This is a genomic window from Dethiosulfatarculus sandiegensis (assembly GCF_000931935.2).
In the GTDB taxonomy this organism is placed as follows: Bacteria; Desulfobacterota; Desulfarculia; order Desulfarculales; family Desulfarculaceae; genus Dethiosulfatarculus; species Dethiosulfatarculus sandiegensis.
The window spans coordinates 19,013-38,798 of sequence record NZ_AZAC01000020.1 but is presented as its reverse complement, the minus strand read 5'-3'; the positions used below and the strand labels follow the sequence as shown (position 1 = coordinate 38,798).

At 52.2% G+C, this 19,786-nt stretch carries 9 protein-coding genes and 2 riboswitches; of the genes, 7 read left to right on the top strand and 2 right to left on the bottom strand.

Annotated elements, in window-relative coordinates; translation table 11 throughout:
• Positions 1 to 106: 106 nt before the first annotated feature.
• Positions 107 to 2,911 (bottom strand): PASTA domain-containing protein, encoded by a 2,805-nt coding sequence (locus tag X474_RS14575; RefSeq protein ID WP_197282120.1) that lies wholly within the window; start codon positions 2,909 to 2,911, stop codon positions 107 to 109.
• Positions 2,912 to 3,794: 883 nt separating this feature from the next.
• Here X474_RS14575 and X474_RS14570 point away from each other — a divergent pair.
• Complete coding sequence (locus tag X474_RS14570; RefSeq protein WP_044349927.1) at positions 3,795 to 4,274, top strand: hypothetical protein; 480 nt, start codon at positions 3,795 to 3,797, stop codon at positions 4,272 to 4,274.
• A gap of 400 nt (positions 4,275 to 4,674) precedes the next feature.
• Here the strand turns inward: X474_RS14570 and X474_RS14565 are convergent, their stop codons facing one another.
• A complete protein-coding gene (locus X474_RS14565; protein WP_044349926.1) occupies positions 4,675 to 4,965 on the bottom strand; it encodes a hypothetical protein in 291 nt (96 codons plus the stop codon).
• 694 nt (positions 4,966 to 5,659) lie between these two features.
• Here X474_RS14565 and X474_RS14555 point away from each other — a divergent pair.
• From X474_RS14555 to X474_RS14530, 6 genes are all read left to right on the top strand, one after another.
• Entirely contained in the window at positions 5,660 to 8,704 is a 3,045-nt protein-coding gene (locus tag X474_RS14555) for a PAS domain S-box protein (RefSeq protein ID WP_156360777.1), read from the top strand.
• Positions 8,694 to 8,903, top strand: coding sequence for a hypothetical protein (locus X474_RS14550; RefSeq protein ID WP_044349924.1), 210 nt, complete (start codon positions 8,694 to 8,696; stop codon positions 8,901 to 8,903). Before X474_RS14555 ends, X474_RS14550 begins: the two co-directional genes overlap by 11 nt.
• Before the next feature lie 173 nt (positions 8,904 to 9,076).
• Positions 9,077 to 9,277: riboswitch (cobalamin riboswitch) on the top strand.
• 160 nt (positions 9,278 to 9,437) lie between these two features.
• A complete protein-coding gene (cobN, locus tag X474_RS14545) occupies positions 9,438 to 13,160 on the top strand; it encodes a cobaltochelatase subunit CobN (protein WP_044349923.1) in 3,723 nt (1,240 codons plus the stop codon).
• A 48-nt stretch (positions 13,161 to 13,208) separates the two neighbouring features.
• Positions 13,209 to 13,435: riboswitch (cobalamin riboswitch) on the top strand.
• A gap of 291 nt (positions 13,436 to 13,726) precedes the next feature.
• Positions 13,727 to 15,664, top strand: coding sequence for a TonB-dependent receptor plug domain-containing protein (locus X474_RS14540; protein ID WP_044349922.1), 1,938 nt, complete (start codon positions 13,727 to 13,729; stop codon positions 15,662 to 15,664).
• A gap of 186 nt (positions 15,665 to 15,850) precedes the next feature.
• A complete protein-coding gene (locus tag X474_RS14535; protein ID WP_082464384.1) occupies positions 15,851 to 17,617 on the top strand; it encodes an ABC transporter ATP-binding protein in 1,767 nt (588 codons plus the stop codon).
• Positions 17,617 to 19,755, top strand: a complete 2,139-nt coding sequence (locus tag X474_RS14530) for an ABC transporter ATP-binding protein (RefSeq protein WP_044349920.1) — start codon at positions 17,617 to 17,619, stop codon at positions 19,753 to 19,755. The genes X474_RS14535 and X474_RS14530 overlap by 1 nt, the downstream gene beginning before the upstream one ends.
• Positions 19,756 to 19,786: the final 31 nt, after the last annotated feature.

Here is a 19,786-nt window from a genome sequence, read left to right as displayed (position 1 = left end):
AGAAAATTTGCATAATTTATTCGGCAGTTTACTCCTCAAGGTGAAAGAGACCGAAAGTGGTCTCGGCTTGACGATATTCGAGAATTTCACCTTGCTTTAACGGTTTTTATTTACCCCCCAGATTGCCCCCCTTGGGCATTTGGGGAATGTTAACCTTTGGTACGTTTTTAACCTTCCAGGAGTCCTTATCAAATGCGCCGCCTTTGAAGATATTCCCTAAATTACCGTTTTTGGTTTGGTTTATTTTTAAATTCACCTGGGATTGGGCTTGGGCAACCCAGGCGCAACCGTTGATTTGTCCCTGGGTCAAGATCCCTTGGACAACATTTACCGAGTGCTGGTTGTTCGAATTCACATATCCAAATGCCTGGTCAAACTTTCTGGCCAAATCAAGACATTTTACATTGCGAGCCTCCTGAAAATACCAGTTGCAACTTTGTGCCTGGTTCAGGATATTCCAAAGCCCTGCCGTGGACCCGCTGCCTCCGGTGGATTTGAAGCCGTTGACCTCTTGCATGTAGGCCTGGGCAAGCCGGGAACAGTTGGAACCCCGGGCCTGATTGCGGTTCGCCTTGTTGCCTTGGCATTTCTTTGTTTGTGGATCCCATCTGCCGTTTCCAGGGCAGAAGCAGCGGAACTCTGCCATTTCCTTAACCCATTTTGCAGTGGTGCCGGGATAGTGCCGGGAGCAATAGGCCTGGGCGCTTTGGGCTGTCTGTACGCATGCTGTCCGATTTTTATTCCAGGTGTAGCCGTCCGGGCAAAAGCAAAGATAGTCATTATTCTTTTGGCTATACCGCGCCTCTGAACCCGGATATTTACGGCCGCAACTTTGCTGGGCTTCGGCCCTTGTTTGGCTGCAACATTTTTTTGGGGGCTGCCAGAACCGGCCTCCGGCACAAAAACATTCATAGCGGTCTTTTTCGGGAATATATCTGGCTTCCGTATTGGCGATTTTGCGTAAACAGACTTTATTTGCCTCGGCCTGGCTCAGGAGGCAGCGAGTCTTTTTTGGGTTCCAGCGCCGCCCGTTTGTGCATGTGCAGACATAAGAGGCGCTTTTCTTGTTCCAGACCGCCGACGAACCCGGGTATTTTTTTGCGCAGATTGCCTGATACCTGGCCTTGGCGGTAATACAGGCGCTGCCTTTTTCATTCCACTCCATGCCGTCCGGACAGAAACAACGGTATTCCCCATGCTTAGGACTATAGCGCGCCACTGAGCCGGGATATTGTCGGCGGCATTTTTCCACTGCCGCGGCCTTTGCAGCAATGCAGGCTGTTTTATCCCGGTTCCAGACGCCGGGCTTGGGGCAGCCACAGCCGAATTTGAGTTCTTTCTTGTTCCATAGGGCAGAAGCGCCCGGGTATTTTTTCGCGCAAAGCTTGTCTGCCTTGATCTTGGCCTTGGCCTGATTCCAGGAATCAAATACCCTTAATTTAACTACCTTATTCGCGCCCACGCTTTCTCCGGATTTGGGAGACTGTTCCAGGACGTGGCGGGCATTTTTCTGCTCAGTGGCTTGTCCGGCCGAAGAAACTGCATATCCAAGGCCTGCTTTTTGTAAAACTGAGACAGCCTCTTTTATGGGGAGTTTGGTTACATCCGGTATGGTGCGCTCGGGCCTCAGAGCGGCAAGGTTGGGGCATTTCTTAAGTCTAAGCAGGTTCAGGGCTGCCCGGGCCTTTTCCTTATTTCCATTTTTAAGGTGTTCCCGGTAACCCAGGATCATTTTTTTACAATAATTTTTGGGCAGGCAGGCGCTTTTGTCGGTGTTGAATATCCAGCCCTTTTTACAGCGGCATACGGGTTGCTCTGCGCTCGCCGGCCAAAACGGCTTCGCATGTTCAGGGCAATTGAGCCGGGCTATTATTGTGTCGCGCTTTTTACGGAGCGCCGCAAGGCAAGTCCGGGCTTTTTCGGCTTTGGCCATGGCTTTCTTAAGAGAATTGACCGCCGCCTGGTTGATGGAGTCCAGGAGCCTCAGAGTATTTAATATGTTTGTGGTTGTTTTAAGATCGTCCACGCTTTGCGGGGGCTGCCTGGTTGGCCAGTACTGATAATACTCTTTGAATATGTTTTTATCATCGTCAAAGTTTAAGGTGTAAAGTTTGCGGGCCTTTTTAAACAGGTCTTTGTTTTTAAAAATAAAAGCCCTGTATCTGGATTCCGCTTCAGATTTGGATGCCTTTCCGGCCTCAATGTCGTTCAGGATGTTTTCCAGGCTGATTGAGGAGCTGCTCACGCCTGCGGCCGCAATCTTATTGGCTCTGAATGCACTTTTCAGATAGAGCTCATTCAATTCAATGGCTTTTTGGTAAACTGGATCAAAATAATCCAGGGCCTTTTCACGATCTCCAAAAGTATTGGCAAATTCCTTTTGGTTTTTCAGCCAGTCGCGCCTGATTTCCCTGGCCTGGGTCTCAACTTCTTTTAGCCTTTTTTTTGAGAGCATGTAAGGTTCGGCGAGCTTGGCTCCTTGCCGCTTAAGCTCTGACACGCCTGCCACCAGGTAGGATATTTGATTTATAATTGCATCAGTCTGGGCTTCGGCCTTTTCCGCCTTGGTAGTATCTGCCGCACTGCAGGCTATACGTTTTTGTTCATCAAGCTTCTGATGCTGCTCAGCCAGGCTCTTGGCCTGTTTTTCTGCCTTGTTTTGTATTTGTGTTAAATTTTTGACTAGGTAGGCTTTGGCTGAATCAGTGAGAGGTGTGCCTTTGGGGAACAATTTTTTCTGCAACAGCAGGGCGGAGCTTTTCAGCCGCAGGTTGGTTTCGGCGAATTTTTCGGCAAGCAAAATTCTTTTTTGGAGGGTTGGCTTATCCAACAGGGAAATTATTTGCTTGGAGCTGTAAAGCAGGCTCCCCATGGCCTCTTCAAGTGCGGCCAGCCTTTCGCTGGAACTCATATTGGGGAAGCGGATCAGAAAATCTTGGTGGTCCGTATTTTTATTTTGTGCGTTTACAGGCGATATTAAACAGCAAACAAGAGCGAGCGGAAGCAGCCATTTAATCAAAAACAGGCCTTTCCCCTGCCCCGGCAAGGAATTTTTCCCAAAGGTGTTACCCCTTTTCCACTTGGGTGCCGTACAAGAAACGGTCATCCCTTTTCGGCTGATATTTTTATGTCTCAGATAGTGGAACATGCGGTCCTGAATCTTGGCTTTACAGTGGCTGCTTTTGTTAGACGACTTATAGGAACTGCTGTGATCGGGAAAATTGAATATCTATTTAACCATAGTTTTATAGGAAAATAAATTATTGTTTATTTCTCAGCTTCTTGGAGAGAAGGGAGTCTATGGGCATACGAAATTATGAGCAACACAAGCGAGCAATTTTAACCTGGCGGCAAATTTATACTTTCACTGCTGCACCGGCGCACCTCCCATGGCTCTCAATCTAGTAAAAATTCACTTGATTGTTGGCATATCGGCCCGTTAGCTTAGTAATAAAGTATGATTTTTTGTTAAGGAAGGAGATCGTCCGTAAAAAAAGAATAAACCTGCCTGGTGAGGCCTCGTACCTTCTGAAATAAGCACTCGCAGCCGTTTAATTTTCTCTGGATCTTTGTGAAATATTAAGTTCAGCTTTTGCCGTTTAAAAGGGATTCAAGCGGATCGCCATTACCAAATCCGTATAACCATGCCCCGGACAAGTATCGAACCAGCTTAGCAACTTTCTTTCCCATGGAAGTCTGCAAAAAAACCAATTGGTCCGTGCCGCACATTTCAGAAAAAAGAAATGAGGCATCATCAGCCTGTCCCGCAAAATTTCTCCAAAAGGGAGACTAAGATGAAAAGATATCTTTGCGTGATTTCAGCGCTTTTTTTGATGATGTTATTTGCCGGCTGCGGCAAGAACGTTTGGGAAATGGTCTCTCACTCCAAAGAGGGAGCTTACAAAGAAGTGCCGATAGAAGAAATCAGCGCTGATGAGTTGATAGGAAAACATAAGTACAGCTACCATGGCTCCGGCCAGGGGAGCGTCAAGATAGCTGCCAAAAACGGCAAGCCGAGGGTTGTCGGGCGGGGATGGAACAGCGATTACCTGGAAGATGTGGGGATGGAGCGTAACCGGGTGTGGAAGGACTACGGTAAATTGTACATTACGCATAACTTCCACGACCATGCATACACCTGGATACTGGAAAAGGCCTATTGCCTGGAAGATGGTTCCTTGGCTCTGGTGGGCAGGGCAACTTGGCCCGGAGGCGATTATGAATTGGTGATCACCCTCGCAGACAGCAAGCGTTGTAAGATTGAGATATATTAACAGGGGATCCTTAAAAGTTAATCTGACTGTTGGCCATACAAAAAGGCGGTCCAGGCGCGCATCCTTTGTGGGGAGTATACAAAGACCCATGGGGTGGTAAATAGGCCATGATCACCTGACAGATGCTCACCAGATTTAAAAAAAGGGCTGCCGGAGTTGGCAGCCCTTTTTCTCCCCTTTAAGGCCCTGAAAAATCGTAGGGCGAATAGGATCTCCATCCCCGATGGAGCGCAAACTAAGCGGCTAAAACGGTTGAGGTCGTTTAGTACTGATAGGTTATTTGTCTGCCGATGAAGGATGTTGAGCTGGGATTCCAATTGAAAATTCCAGGCTTAATACAATATCGCTACGCTGATTGTCCTTGGCTATGTTTATGAAAACCAGGGAGTACTCTTGATTATTACCGATCGTAAGTTCTGGAGAAAGGTAGGTTTTGCCGGAGTATTTTGGTGAAGAATTCCAACTCAATATCCATTTGTTTGAGGCAATGGTATTGAGATAATCCATTACCTTTTTTGTCCTTTTCAAAAGGGCGCGGTTGCCCTTGAAAGCTAACTCTTCGAACTGATGGTATATTCCCTGGGTATTTTACAATATAGCCGGCCACAAACATAAGGATCCTGTCCACCGCAAAGAAGAGCGGCAAGAGTAACATTTTGGTTTGGAGCGTTTGTTTTTTGGTGGTCGCCATAAGGATCCTCCTGAACCGGCTTGGCGAAGAGCCATGATGGGATTTTGGCCGACAGGCATTTGGTCAGCCTGATATCCAGGGTTTGCAGATTTGCCCAGGCTATTATGGAACAGAAGCTTGGTGTTTTCCTTCCTTGTTCCTCCCAACGCTCCAGACACACCTGGCTCGTCCATTGGGCGGCCTGCAAAGCCTCTCCAGCCGGTCTGGCAAAGCGGCTTTTTGAAGAGAACCCAGCAGTTACGGGTAGTTTCTTTGTATAATTCAGATTAGTATGCTTGGGTTTATTGGAGGAATACGGGCATCCTCAATCAGAGCCCCGGTGGAAGATAAAAAAGCACGAACTCACCTGCACCCACCGGCTCTGCCTTTGTAAAAGCCTCATTAACTGAGCTATGATCATATGGCTTATGATCCCTTGGCAGTCAAAGGCCTGGAAAGGCTTTGGGTTGTTAGCGATCTTGTTGACGTGACAGGTAAATTCAGAATATTCTGATTGATATAGTGCAGGAGTCCTTCCCACTACACTGAATGTGAGTGAGCAATAGTGAAAAGGCGTAACGCTTTATTTTTCAGGGAAATTCCCCGCCGTTTGCACCCTTTTTTTGTTCTGATTTTTTTAGGTTGCCTTATTTTTCTGGGCGCCGGATCCCGTCCCTGCAGAGCCGAAGAGCCTGCGAGTAATGAAAAGATAAAGGTGACTGTAGCGGTATTGGCCGAGTTTCCGCCCCTCTATATCCAGGGCCCCGGCCGAAAACCCACCGGTTTTGCCATAGATATCTTGCATCTGGTTTCCCAGAACACCAACCTGCAGATTAAATACCTGGTTGTGGAGAATTGGGCGCAGGCCCTGCAGGCCGTGCGATCGGGTAAAGCCGATCTGATTCCCGGATGCGGTATTACCAAGGCGCGCCAAGTCGAGTTTGCCTACACTGAATCGATTGAAACCGTCCCGATTTGCATCTTCGTGCGTTCGGAAGATTATACAGTCAAAGGCTTGCAGGATCTTTTGGGTAAGCGGGTGGCTGTGCTGCAAAAAACCGCTCCTCACACTTTTCTGTCAAGCAAAAAGGGCATAAAACTTGTCATAATCCCTAATATTGAGACAGCCTTGATGCAGTTGTTGGCTGGAGAGGTGGAAGCCTTTGTCTTCTCAAAGCCCGCGATAGAGATAATTGCCCGTAAGGTTGGACTTGCCGGCCGCATAAAAGTGGCAGGCGATCCCTTGTTTGAACTCAAGCGAGGCTACCTGGTTCGTCAAGATGAAAAGAAACTTCTCGCCTTGCTGAGCCCCGCCATAACAGCCCTCACCGAATCCAGTGATTATTTAACGGTCTATCGCAAGTGGTACGGCGAACCCGAACCGTTCTGGACTATAAGCAAGGTGGCTTGGAGCATGGGCTCGGGCGGCGTCCTGTTGTTTATTTTGATCATTGCCTGGCGCTACAAGTCATTGGCCATGCTGAGCGACAAATACCGCACCGTGGCTGACTTCACCTATGACTGGGAAATCTGGCGTGATGAAAACGGTGAACTTCGTTACACCTCCCCTTCCTGTGAAAGAATCACAGGATACGGCTTCGATGAGTTTACCAACGACCCCGAATTATTGTTTAAGATTGTTCATCCCGATGACAGCAAGGCGGTGTTGGATCATTACAAGGCCTGCAATGCGCATGAAACAGACGTAGCTGCCATGGAGTTTCGCATCAGGACCCGTGACGGCAAGGTGCGCTGGATTGGGCACACATGCCATACGGTCTATGATCGTGGCGGGAAAAGGCGTGGTAGAAGGATTTGCAATCGAGATATTACTGATCGCAAAATTGCCGAATCAACCTTACGGGAAAACGAAAAACTACTAAAAACCATAAATGCAAATCTCCCCGGTGTGACCTTTCAACTTATTCCATTATCAGACGGCAAAGATCAGCTTAGTTATGTAAGCCCCAAGTATAAAGAAATTTTGGGGTTTCATGTGTCGCTCGAAAAAATATTAGAAACCTTTATCAGCTGTTTACCAACCGAGGATGTCGCAGAATTTAAAAAAACGGCGAAAAAGGCCATAAAACAGAGGTCTGCCTGGAGCTACGAGGGTCGCTTCATAAAACCCGACAACCAAATTATCTGGATTGAATGCAGGGCAACCCCCTTGGAGATAGAGAATGAACTTACTTTTCACGGATTTTTGATCGACAGCACTGAAAAACACCGCATGATTGAGGAACTGCACAAGACCAAGTTTCTTTTCGATCGAGCGACTCTGGCCATCTACCTCATAGGAGAAACGGGTCGCATTTTTGAGGTGAATGATCAGGCGGTTTTACAGACTGGTTATTCCAAACAGGAATTGACCGGTATGAGCGTATCTGATCTTGATCCTTCCGTAACCGAGGATGTGTGGATAAATCTGTGGCAACAGCTCTCTCAAAAAGGCTCGGATGTTTCAGAGAGCACTCAACTTAGAAAAAACGGGACTGAGTTTCCGGTGCTGATATCAGCCCAATATCTCGAGTATGACGGCCAACAATATTCAGCGGTTTTTATCCAGGACATAACCAATCTAAAGCAGGCAGAGGAGGAAACCAAACATCTGGAATCCGTCCTGGCCCAGTCACAGAAGATGGAGGCCATCGGCACCCTTGCGGGAGGAATCGCCCACGATTTCAACAATATCCTTTTCGCGGTAACAGGCTATTCGGAATTGGCTCTTGGCGAGGTGGAGCCGGGTTCCCAGGTTCATACCCTTTTGGAACAGATTTTAACGGCAGGGATCCGCGCCACTGATTTGGTGAGCCGGATTTTGACCTTCAGCCGCCGGAACGAGACTGAATTGCGCCCCCTGCAAGCAGGTCCGCTGGTCAAGGAAGCCCTTAAACTCTTGCGTTCCTCTTTGCCCTCAACCATTGAATTTTTTACACAGATAGATTCAGGTCTGGAGAACATTCGGGCAGACCCCACCCAGATTCACCAGATCGTTATGAATTTATGCACCAACGCAGCCCATGCAATGGAAGACGGTGGGGGAACGCTTTCCGTCACCCTGACCCAGGTGACACTCACGGAAAGTGATATAAGACTGCACCCCGGTCTACGGGCCAGCGACTACCTAAAACTCGTTATCCAGGACACAGGCCGCGGTATTTCCAAGGAAGTGATTGAAAGGATATACGACCCTTATTTCACCACCAAACAGGAGGGGAAAGGCACCGGTTTGGGTTTGGCCGTGGTTCACGGAATCGTGACCGCTTACGGCGGCTCCATTTGTGCTTATAGCGAGCCGGGGAAGGGCGCCGCCTTTAATGTGTATTTACCTACCATCAAAGAAGAGGCGCTTGCCGAAAGGGAGGCGGCCATTTCATTACAAACCGGAACCGAGCACATACTTCTGGTGGACGACGAACCGGACTTGGTAGACATTGTCGAACGGATTCTCACCAGGCTGGGGTATAGGGTCACCACGGCAAGCGGCAGTCTTGAGGCTTTGGATATTTTTCAAAAGTCCTATGATGAAATTGATCTTGTGCTGACCGATTTGACCATGCCGAAGATGACCGGGGACAGGCTCGCCATGGAGTTGATGAAGATAAACCCCCTGATTCCAATTGTTATTACTACGGGGTGCGGTTTAAACCTCACAGACGAGAATATTGCCGCAATAGGCATTAAAGCCGTTATTCCAAAACCTGTGCCGGAAGCCGAATTGGCGGGAGCCATCAGAGGGATTTTAGATGCCGAATAGTTTCTTTACAGTTTGCCGCCCAAGTTCTCCTGGACTTAACCAGCTGCCGGTTGAAAAAAATAAGTTTATGCCAGGCGGCAGTTTAAAAAAGTCTTGCATCGGTTTTTATTTTATCGTTAAAGATGGATTTAACGGTTTGATAAGGCTTAAAATTAAAAATTATTTTGGGCCTGATCTTTACCGGTTTTCCCTTTCTTAATATTCGATCCAAAAGAACTATCCCTGAAAACTGATCCAATAATATAAAGATCCAGCCTTGTTAAATGAAGCGCTATCTATAACTTTCGGTAAACGGTAATAGTTGGCTATGACGGCGGCCTCAATAGGGGATGCAGGCGTCGTAGCCTTAAGCTTGACAACTATATTTTGGGGTAGTACCGTGGGTGCTCCGGTGCTTAGACGCCTAACAGGGAAGACGGTGCGATTCCGTCGCGGTCCCGCCGCTGTAACCGGGTACGAAAGCCGAGAGCCGCATTAAAAGCGGGGATAAGCCACTGGGCCTTGAGGCATGGGAAGGCGCGGCAAGTAGGTTGATCCGGGAGCCAGAAGACCTGCCGGAGAAAAAGGCCCCCTTGATGCCGTCGGGGATTGCGGTGTTCAGTATAGTCGGGTTTTTTAACCTATTGACAGGGCCACCTGGGACGAGCAAGTAAATCAGGGTTTACTCCCCCAGTTCGCAATATGCGGGCTGGGGTTTTTTTATTGGTCGAGCGGTATTGGAAGGCAGGAATAAATGAGCGCACCAAAGCTTGTTATTTACGGGGCCGGTGGAGGTCTGGCCAGCCTGGGCCGGGCTTTCGGGATGCTTCAGGAAGAGGCTCCTGGTTGTATGGAGATTATGGCCCGTAGTGGACAGGATCTGTTCGACCGCAAGCAGGTGAAGAACTTTATTAAAGAAGCAGCCGAGGCGGATCTGCTGATGGTGATTCTGCATGGCGGTAAAAGCTCTTGCCCCTTTTTTGACGAGCTTATGGGGGCTGTCAACGCTCCCCTGGTTTATGTGCATCCCGGTGATGAAGAAGAAACCGCCTTGGCCAAGCAGCACACCCGCGGTATGGACCATGACATATACAGCCGGACGGTTTTGTACCTGAAGCACGGCGGCCGGGAAAACTGGTTTAACCTGCTTAAATCCTTTTTGCCGCTTTTGGGGGTTCCTTCCCTTGAATTTGATCCGCCCCATCCCCAGCCCTGCCAGGCGCTGTACCATCCCAGCCTGGGCGTTTTTGAGAATCCGGATGAATATTGGGCGGCAAGAGGCTATGGCGATGAGGATCTGGCCAATGAAAAGCGGCCTATTATAGGGCTTTGGTTTGCCCAGTATGTGTATCTGGAGGAAAACACCGAGCCCATTGACGCGATTTTCAAGGAGGTCGAAAGCCAGGGCTGCCTGTGCGTTCCCATCCTTTGGCGGCGCTACAACGATCCCCTGCTTGATGTGAAGGACACGAAATGGGTGGTGGAAAATTATTGCCGCCACAAGGGGAGACCCTTGGTGAATGCGGTGATATCCACCATGAGTTTTTCCTTGAGCCTTTTGTGTCCAGGTGAACAGGAGTATCTGCGCGATCTGGATGTGCCGATCCTGCAAGCTCCCATGCTTATGGTCACCTATGAATTCTGGCGCGAGACGGTTGAAGCCGTGACCCCCATGGATGTCTCCATGTCGGTTTGCGCGTCAGAGACCGACGGCCATTTGATATCAGTGCCCAGCGCCACCAGGCAGGTTGCCGAGGCCGATCCCATGACCGGGGCCAGGCTGTTTCGTTATGAGCCTTTGCCTAAGCGGATAAGCAAGCTGGTTCGCTTGACCAAGAATTGGGCCAGGTTGAGGATAAAGTCCAATCACGAGAAAAAAGTAGCCATCATTTTTCATAATTATCCGCCCAGAAACGACCGCATCGGTTGTGCCGCGGGCCTGGATTCATTTGCCAGCGTGGCTCTTTTGGTGGACAGGCTCAAAGAGGAGGGCTACCGGGTGGAGCGCACCTGGGACGATCCCCAGGAACTGGCCCGGGAAATGGTCGGGGCGCTCTCTGTGGATCAGCGCTGGCTGACCCCGGATGCCATGGCCGAGCGGGCCGCCGGACTTGCCGGGCCTGAATTACACAAAGACTGGCTAAGGGAATTGCCCAAGGCCAACAGCGATAACATGGATAAAGACTGGGGCTCCAGTCCGGGTGAACTCTTTGTTCATGAGAATCAGGTCATGATCAATGGGGTGGTGAACGGCAACGTTTATATCGGCATTCAGCCGCCCAGGGGGTTCATCGAACAGCCTGAAAAAATACACGACCCCTACATGACGCCCAGTTGGCATTATCTGTATTACTATCGCTGGATCAGGGATGCCTTTAAGGCCGACGCAGTGATGCATATCGGCAAGCACGGCTCCCTGGAATGGCTGCCCGGCAAAAGCGTATGCCTTTCCGGCACCTGCTACCCGGATCTTGCCATCATGGAATTACCCAATATTTATCCCTATATAGTAAATGACCCGGGCGAGGGAACCCAAGCCAAGCGCCGTTCCTATTGCGCCTTGATCGACCATTTGATTCCAGTGATGACCAATGCCGATGTTTATGAAGAATTGGCCGAGGTGGATAACCGGATTACTGATTATCTGCAGATCAAGGATTTGAATCCCCAGCGGCTCAAGGTGGCGGCCGAGGAGATTTGGGAAGCGGTTGCCCGCGCCAACCTGGACAAGGATCTGGAGACAGACCGCGAGGAAGCCTTTCAGGACTTTGACGCTTTTCTGGAAAAGCTGCATTCCTATTTGAGTGAATGCCAGGACTCGGCCATTTCCGACGGGCTGCATATCATGGGGCAGGTTCCCGAGGGCGAGCGCCTGGTGGAGCTGGCCACCCAGATGCTGCGGGTCCGTATGGGCTCCACTCCCAGCCTGCGCGAGGCCATGGCCCATGAGATGGGTTATGATCTGGACCAGGTGCTGGCCAATCGGGGATCCCGCGACCCCAACGGCAAATACCTCACTTATGGAAAGGCCCTGGAGGCTATACATCAGCATTGCCTGGATGCGGTGGGCTCGGTTTGCCGGGAAGAGGCGCATCAATATGAAGATTCCGTGGCTGAGGCGCTTAAGTTTTTGGCCGAGATTCTTTTGCCGAATATAGAAGGCTGCCGTGGGGAGATAGACCAGGCCGTTTCCTGCCTTTCCGGTGGTTATGCACCTCCGGGCCCCACCGGATCCCCCACCAGGGGGCAGGTGGATTGCCTGCCCACCGGGCGCAACTTTTTCACTTTGGATCCCTTTAAAATGCCCACGCCTGCCGCCTGGCGGGTGGGGGTGTCCCTGGGCGACGATCTGGTGCAAAAGCACCGGGAAAAGACCGGAGAATACCCGGACAATGTGGGGCAGCTCATCTGGGCCACCAGCAACATGCGCACCCAGGGTGAAGAAATGGCCCAGGCCTTGTACCTCATGGGCTTGAAACCCGTATGGAACCGGACCTCCGGCAGGGTGGAGGGCCTGGAGGTGATCCCCCTTAATGAACTCAAGTTCCCCCGGGTGGATATCACTTTCCGCACCACCGGGTTGTTCCGGGACGCCCTGCCCAATCTGATGCAGCTTTTGGATAAGGCGGTGCGCATGGTGTCCGCCCTCAAGGAGCCGCCGGAGAGCAACTTCCTGCGCCGCAACGTGATCAGGGAAGTCGGCGAGCTGGAAAAGCAGGGAATGAGCCCGGAAGAGGCTTTGGAAGAAGCCAGCCTGCGGGTGTTTTCAGATCCGCCCGGCACCTATGGGGCCGGAGTGGCCGCGGCCATTGATGCCAAGGCCTGGGAAAAGGCCGATGATCTGGGCGAGGTCTGGGTTACCTGGGCCGGTTACGCCTACAATAAAAACCATTACGGAGCCAAAAAGCCGGAGACCTTGAAACGGCGGCTGAAGCATATCAAGGTGCTCTTTAAAAGCGACGACTCCCGCGAATACGACATTCTGGGCTCGGACGACTACAACGCCTATTTCGGCGGATTTGTCAACGCGGTGCGTATGGTGAGCGGCATTCAGCCGCTGGCCTATATCGGCGATGCCTCTGACCCGGACCGGGTAAAAAACCGCACCATTCAAGAAGAGGCCAAGCATATCTACCGCAGCCGCATCCTTAATCCCAAGTGGATGAAGGGGCTGATGCGCCACGGCTATAAGGGGGCCGGCGATCTTTCCCGCACGGTGGACAACTCCTTCCACTGGGACGCCACCACCGGGGTGATCGATGACTGGATGTACCAGGGCCTGGCCGAGAAATACGCCTTTGATCCTGAAATTCAGGAATGGTTCAAAGAGGTTAATCCTCATGCCCTGCATAACATAGCCGAAAGGCTCTTGGAGGCTATCAACCGGGGCATGTGGAATGCAGATCCGGAAACCAAAAAGAAGTTGGAGGAAGTTTATCTGGAAATGGAAGGAGAGGTGGAAGAAACAACGGTCTGATCAGTATTTGGGGTGTTTTATAGATCTTTAATATTTTGTTGTAATTGTAAATAAAAACATTGGGTTGGTGCCCTGGCAGGCAGTTTTGAACCGGCTTGTCAGAGCCTAATAGAGAAGCCGGTGTGAATCCGGCGCGGTCCCGCCGCTGTAACCGGGGACGAAAACCGCAGGCGTTTTTTTAAAGGACGCAAGTCACTGTGCCGGACAGGCATGGGAAGGCGCGGTTATTAGATTGATCCGGGAGCCAGAAGAACTGCCAACCCAGGGAACCGGTATACGGCCGACGATTTATCGGCCGCGGTGTGGAATCCATCTTCAGGCCTTTTGCCCGGATGGTTCTTCAGGATGAAGCAACAGGGTGCAATCCTCCCCCCAAGGTTATGACAACCTTGGGTTTTTTGTGGCCTCTTAAAGTTTAAAGGGACAACAAAAACAAGAAAGGAAGTTGGTAGATGCGCCTACGTTTATTATGTTGTGTACTGGCATTATTGTTGTGCAGTGTGTCCCCGACCTGGGCGGCGGGAAAAACTCAGAAAGCGAAGTCAGATAATAAAAAATCGAGCAAAATGGCTGCGACAACCGTTACGGCCGGCAGGATAGACCAGCAGATTCTGGATGTGACCGTGCCGGTGCAGACCATCTCTTCCGAAGAGATCCGGGCCTCTGGTTTTGATAACTTGGGCGACGTTATCTCCATGTACGTCACCGGCCACATCACCAAATACAACGGCGTGCTCACTTCTGTCGGCATCCGCGGTTTCCGTATGGAGGCCCATGGAGACGATATCAAGGGGTATGTGCTGATGCTGGTGGACGGTCACAGGGTGGGCAGCGGCAACGCGGCCAAAATCGACATGGACCGTATCGAGCGCATTGAAGTCCTGAAAGGCCCCTATTCCTCCCTTTACGGCTCGGCAGCCATGGGCGGCGTCATTAACCTCATCACCAAAAAGGGCGACGGCCCCTTGGGTGGTAAAATACGGGCCGAATTCGGCAGCTTCGACTATCTTAAAACCGGCCTCTCAGGCGGCGGCGAGGTGGACGACAAATTCAAGTTTTATCTCAATACAAGCTACCTGAGTCAGGGTGATTTTGAGGTTCCCGAGTATGGGACAGTCCACAACACGGCTTACAGATTTGCGAATTTCGGTTGGAACGGAACCTATGATTTCACTCCCAAGCAAAATCTGCGCTGGGGCGGAAACTACTCCGATATTAACGGCGGTTCTTCCGGGTGGGCCAATGGAACCTATTCACATTACTATGACTCCGGCCAGAGCTACGTCAAGAGCCACGGCTACAGCGACCTGGAATACAACGGCAGTTTTAAGGACGATTTCTTAAATGTCCGCACCATGGTTTATTACCTTTGGGATCGCAACCACTGGCGTTACGGCGACCCTGACCCGGATGCAACCACAGTTAAATACACAGATAAAACCATTGGCCTGGACCAGCAGTTTAACCTGAATTTCGGCTCCTGGAGCAATCTGGTGGCCGGTTTCACCATTGAGAAGCTGGAAAAGGAATCATCCGGCACCAATAACTATCAGCCTGCCGCTCCCTATACTCCGGGCATGGAGTATGACACCTATGGCTTGTTCGCCCAGGACAACATCAGCCTTTTGGATAATAAGCTGAATTTCGTCCTGGCCATGCGCTATGACTACTTTGACCTCCAGACCAAGAAGCCCGATACCGGCGATTACAATGAATTTATACAAAAGTCGGCGACTTTTGACCATTTCTCGCCCAAAGCCGGCGCGGCCTATAAATTACTGGATGATCTTTTCAGGGTGCGCACCAATGTGGGCACGGGCTTTAAAACCCCGAGTCCGGACCAGCTCACGGCTCAATACCGCGATACCAATGACAGGGGCTACCTGGGCAATCCTGATCTGAATCCGGAAAAAAGCCTCACCTGGGACCTCGGTTTTGATGTGTTCCACGACTACGCCGATCTGGAAGTCACCTATTGGCACACCGACTATGAAGACAAAATAGTGCAGGCCAGTAAACAGGTGGAACATGCCGGCCAGCTGTGGACCACCTATGTAAACCTGGGCGAGGCCGAGATCGCCGGAGTGGATGTCAACGCCAATATCAGGCTTTCCAATATTTTTGATTGGACGCCCAACCTCAGCCTGCACAGCCGGATGACCTTTAATACCAAGTATACGGACAAAGAAACCGGCGATGACCTGAATTACGTCTCCGAGTATGAGGTTAAATCCTGGTTGAGCTTCGCCCATGAGGGATTTGCCGCCAATATTTTCTACGTGGTGGTGGGACCGCAGAAAATTCAGAATTATGATGTTTATCCAACCGCCATCATGGAAAAAGAAACCTTTGATTTCTGGAATTTTTCGGCCTCATACAGTTTTTTTGACAATTGGAAGGTGGCTTTCAACATCTATAACCTTACCGATGACACCTATGAGTGGAACCGCGGCTATCCTCAGGCCGAACGTTCCTACCATCTCAGTTTGACTTTCGAGTTCTAGCTACTATTCAAGCCGGACGGATTCCCGTCCGGCTTGATACATAAACCGCATCCGGCGCTAACCACCGGAAGCGCGCGCGATACCTCCATGGTCAGGTTGAAGAGTACGTGCATCTTTTCCATGGCGGAATTCAACCCGTATTCCATATCCCGGGGGGCTCGTTTGAAATGAAAAGAGTGGTGGAGTATGCCACGATCTGAGCGGCCCGTTAAACGTGGAGTCTGGCAAGAGGTTTTAGACAGTATTCGCCGCCGATGGCATTTGGTGGCCGGGGGGCTGTTTTCCATTGTTTTAATGGATGTCCTCCATTTATATTCGCCCCAACTTATAAAACAGGCGGTGGATGAGCTGGCCCTGGACAATGCCGATAGCGCAAGCCTCCTCCATATAGCCGGAGCCCTGGCCGGGTTGGCGCTTTTAGTGACCGTTCTACGCATGCTGGGAAGGCCCCTGTTCATGGCTCTGGGACGCCGGGTTGAGCGCGACCTGCGCGACAGTCTGGGGATGCGTCTTCTGGCCCAATCCCAATCTTTTTTCGATGGCCAGACCGCAGGCCAGATCATGGCCCGGGCCACCTATGATTTGAACAACCTGCGTCTGGCTGCGGGTTATGGAGTGCAGGCGGCCTGGGACTCGATTCTCACCCTGGCCCTGGCTGTTTTATATATGCTTTGGCTCAGCCCATGCCTCACCCTGCTGGCCGCCTTGCCGGTTCTCTCCATCCCCTGGCTTACCAGAAGACAAAGCATTCTGTTCCACAACTGCCACCAGAGGGTGCAGTCTTCGTTTTCAGACCTCAGTGAAGAGGCCCATGACTGCATGGGGGCCATACGTTTGGTCAAGGTGCACAATCTGGCCCGGGCCAAGCGGCAGGGGTTTGCCGAACTCTCAAGGGAGCATAAGCGCCGGAATCTTGAACTGGCTGAGGTGTCGGCCCTCTACCTGCCGGTGATGAACCTGGTAACCCATTTGAGCCAGGGCGTGGTGTGGGGGGCCGGCGGCGCACTCGCGGTATTGGGCTACATATCGCCGGGAGATATTGTGGCCTTTTCCGCCTATGTGGTCATGATGAAAACCCCGCTGGTCTATTCGGGCTACCTCATAAACCTGTACCAGCGGGCGAGATCTTCCGGCAGCCGCTTACAGGAAATATATCAAGGCCCGGATCTTGCGGAGCCTTGCCAGACAAGCCGCAACGGCCTCACACCCAAGGTGTCGGCCAGAGGGCTTTGCTTCAGCTATCCCGGCGAGGAGAGGCCGGTTCTTTGCGGGCTGGATCTGGATTTGAACCCCGGGGGCATAACCGCCCTGGCCGGCCTGGTGGGCAGCGGCAAGTCCAGCCTGCTGAAACTTTTGGCAGGGCTGTATCCCGCCCCGCCTAAGAGCATATTTTTAGGTGGGCGCGATTTGACAGAGATCCCTTTGCCTGAATTGCATGGGCTGGTGGGGCTGGTGAACCAGGAACCGTTCGTCTTCTCGGCCACGGTAAGGGAAAACCTGCGCATGGCAGCGCCTCAGGCCGGTCCGGAGGAGCTTTGGCAGGTGCTTAGGCTGGTGGGCCTGGCCGATGAAATCCGGGCCCTGCCGCAAGGCCTGGAGACTGAATTGGGCGAGCATGGGCACACCTTGAGCGGGGGGCAAAAGGCTCGCCTGGCCATTGCCCGGGCCCTTTTGCCCGGACTGCCGGTGTTACTTTTGGATGATGCTCTGTCTGCCGTGGACCCTTTGGCAGAGTCCGAAATCCTGCAAAGGATTATTGGGCACCGGCAAGGCAAGATCACCCTTATCGTGAGCCATCGCCCCAGTTCCTTGGGTGTTGCCCGAGAAGTTATGCTGCTGGACCAGGGCCGACTGGCAGGGCGCGGCACACATGAAGAATTGCTCTCCTTTAGTTCGCTTTACCGCAGACTGACGCAGAGGCAAAAGTTATTGAGCAAGCTGGGGGAGAACTGATGGGGGAATACGATTACGGCTATCTTGAGGGGGACAGGCTCGGCAGTCCCAGAGATTTAGGCATCCTTAAGCGTCTTTATAAATATTTGCGTCCCCACCTGAGGCTGGTTTTGTTGGCCTCGCTATTGATTGTGATTCTTATCGGGCTGGAATTGGCCATGCCCTATGTCACCCGGCTGGCCATAGATCGTCACCTGGTGCCCTATTACCAGCGCTTTGAAGTCTCCCTTTTGGGCCCGGAATTGGAAAAAGAGGTGGCCAGGGCCATTCCGCTTGCAGAGAGAAAGGCCGGGGCAGGGGGGTGGTGGATATCCAAAAGCCTTTGGCGGGAGTTGGACCCGGCCCTGATTTCCCGGGTCCGCCAAAGCGGCGCAGCAGGCCGGGAGGACTGGTATAGAGCGCCTGCCAGCCCGGAAGCCCACGCCCTGGCCAGGCAACACCCCGCATGGTTCACCAGGGCGGGAGATGATCTGTTCATAACGGTTGAACAGCTTGGCCGACTTAACCCTAAGCAACTGGATATTTTGCGCGGAGAGGATCTGCGCTGGCTGATTATATGGGCGCTTATCTTCACGGGCTTGGGCTTTAGCCTTCTCACTGCGAGCTATTTTCAAACCATGGCCCTGGAAAAGGCCGGGCAAGGCATGGTTTATGATCTCAGGATGGCGCTTTACGCAAACCTTCTGGCCCGTCCCCTGACCTTTTTTCATGCCAATCCCCTGGGTAAGTTGGTCACCCGGACCAACAATGATGTACAGAACCTGGTGGAACTTTTCCGGGGGCTTTTAGTGGGGCTTTTTCGGGGGCTTTTCATGTTGGTCGGGGTGTCGGCAATGATGCTTTACCTGGACTGGAAACTGGCTTTGATCTGTATGGCCCTGGGGCCTTTGGTCGCTTTGTCGGCCTGGCGGCTTTCTTTTCTGACCCGGGAGATTTTTCGTCGGACCCAAGGCCTGGTGGGCCGCATCAACACCCTTTTGGGCGAGACGATAACCGGCATCAGTCAGGTGAAGCTCTTGGGCGCGGAATGGGCGGTTCTGGGCAGGCTGAAGCGATTAAACCACGACCATTTCAAGGCAGGCATGGCCCAGGTAAAGCTCTTTGCCGTATTTCTGCCCCTGGTTGAACTGCTGGGCAGCCTGGCTGTGGTCCTGATCATCTGGCAGGGCGGAGGCTGGGTCATGGAGGATCGGCTCAGCCTGGGAACCCTGGTGGCCTTTATCGCCTATTTTCAGTTGTTCATGCTCCCCTTGCGCGAATTGGCGGAACAATACCATTTACTGCAGGGCGCTTTAGCCAGTTCCGAGCGGATACTTACACTTATGTCGAGCCATGAGCCCGAAATTCAACGCTCCCCGGCATCGGCTGTCTTTTCTTTGCAGGACGGGGCTTTGGAGTTTAAGGGAGTGGAGTTCGGTTACCGCGCCCACACGCCTGTGTTTAAGGACTTGGATTTATACATACCCCGGGGCCAATCCCTGGCCCTGGTGGGACCCAGCGGCAGCGGCAAAAGCACCCTGGTCAACCTGGCTCTGCGCCTTTATAAGCCCGGGGCCGGGCGGATTATGCTTGGCGACCGGGAGTTGGCTGATCTGGCTCCCGAGGAACTAAGCCGCTCCATGGCCCTGGTCAGCCAGGAGAGCCTCCTTATCCGCGGCAGCCTGGCCGAAAACGTCAGCCTGGGACGCCCCGAAGTAAACCAAAAGCGTCTGGGCGAGGCCCTGGAAATCAGCGGAGTGAGTCAATGGCTGGACGAACTGCCCCAGGGGTCGGAGACCGTAATAGGCCAGGGTGGGCGGCTTCTGAGCCAGGGGCAGCGCCAAATGGTGGCCCTGGCCAGGGCCCTGGCCGGAGATCCCAGGGTGCTGATCCTGGACGAGGCCTTCAGCCAGGTGGATCCGGCCAGCGAGGAGGCGGTGCACCAGGCCCTGCCCAGGATCATGGCCGGGCGCACCACGATTCTGGTGGCCCACCGTTTCTCCACCGCCCGCCATGCCGAGCGCATAATCGTCATGCAAGACGGCAAGCTGCTGGAGGACGGCGACCATAAAACCCTTATGAAGGCGGGAGGGCTTTATGCAGACATGGCGGGCCTGGATGAAATTGAGCAGGCCGACCGGCGGCACTCCCTTATTTGATCCCCCCAAGCGCTTTCTGTTTCACCCCATT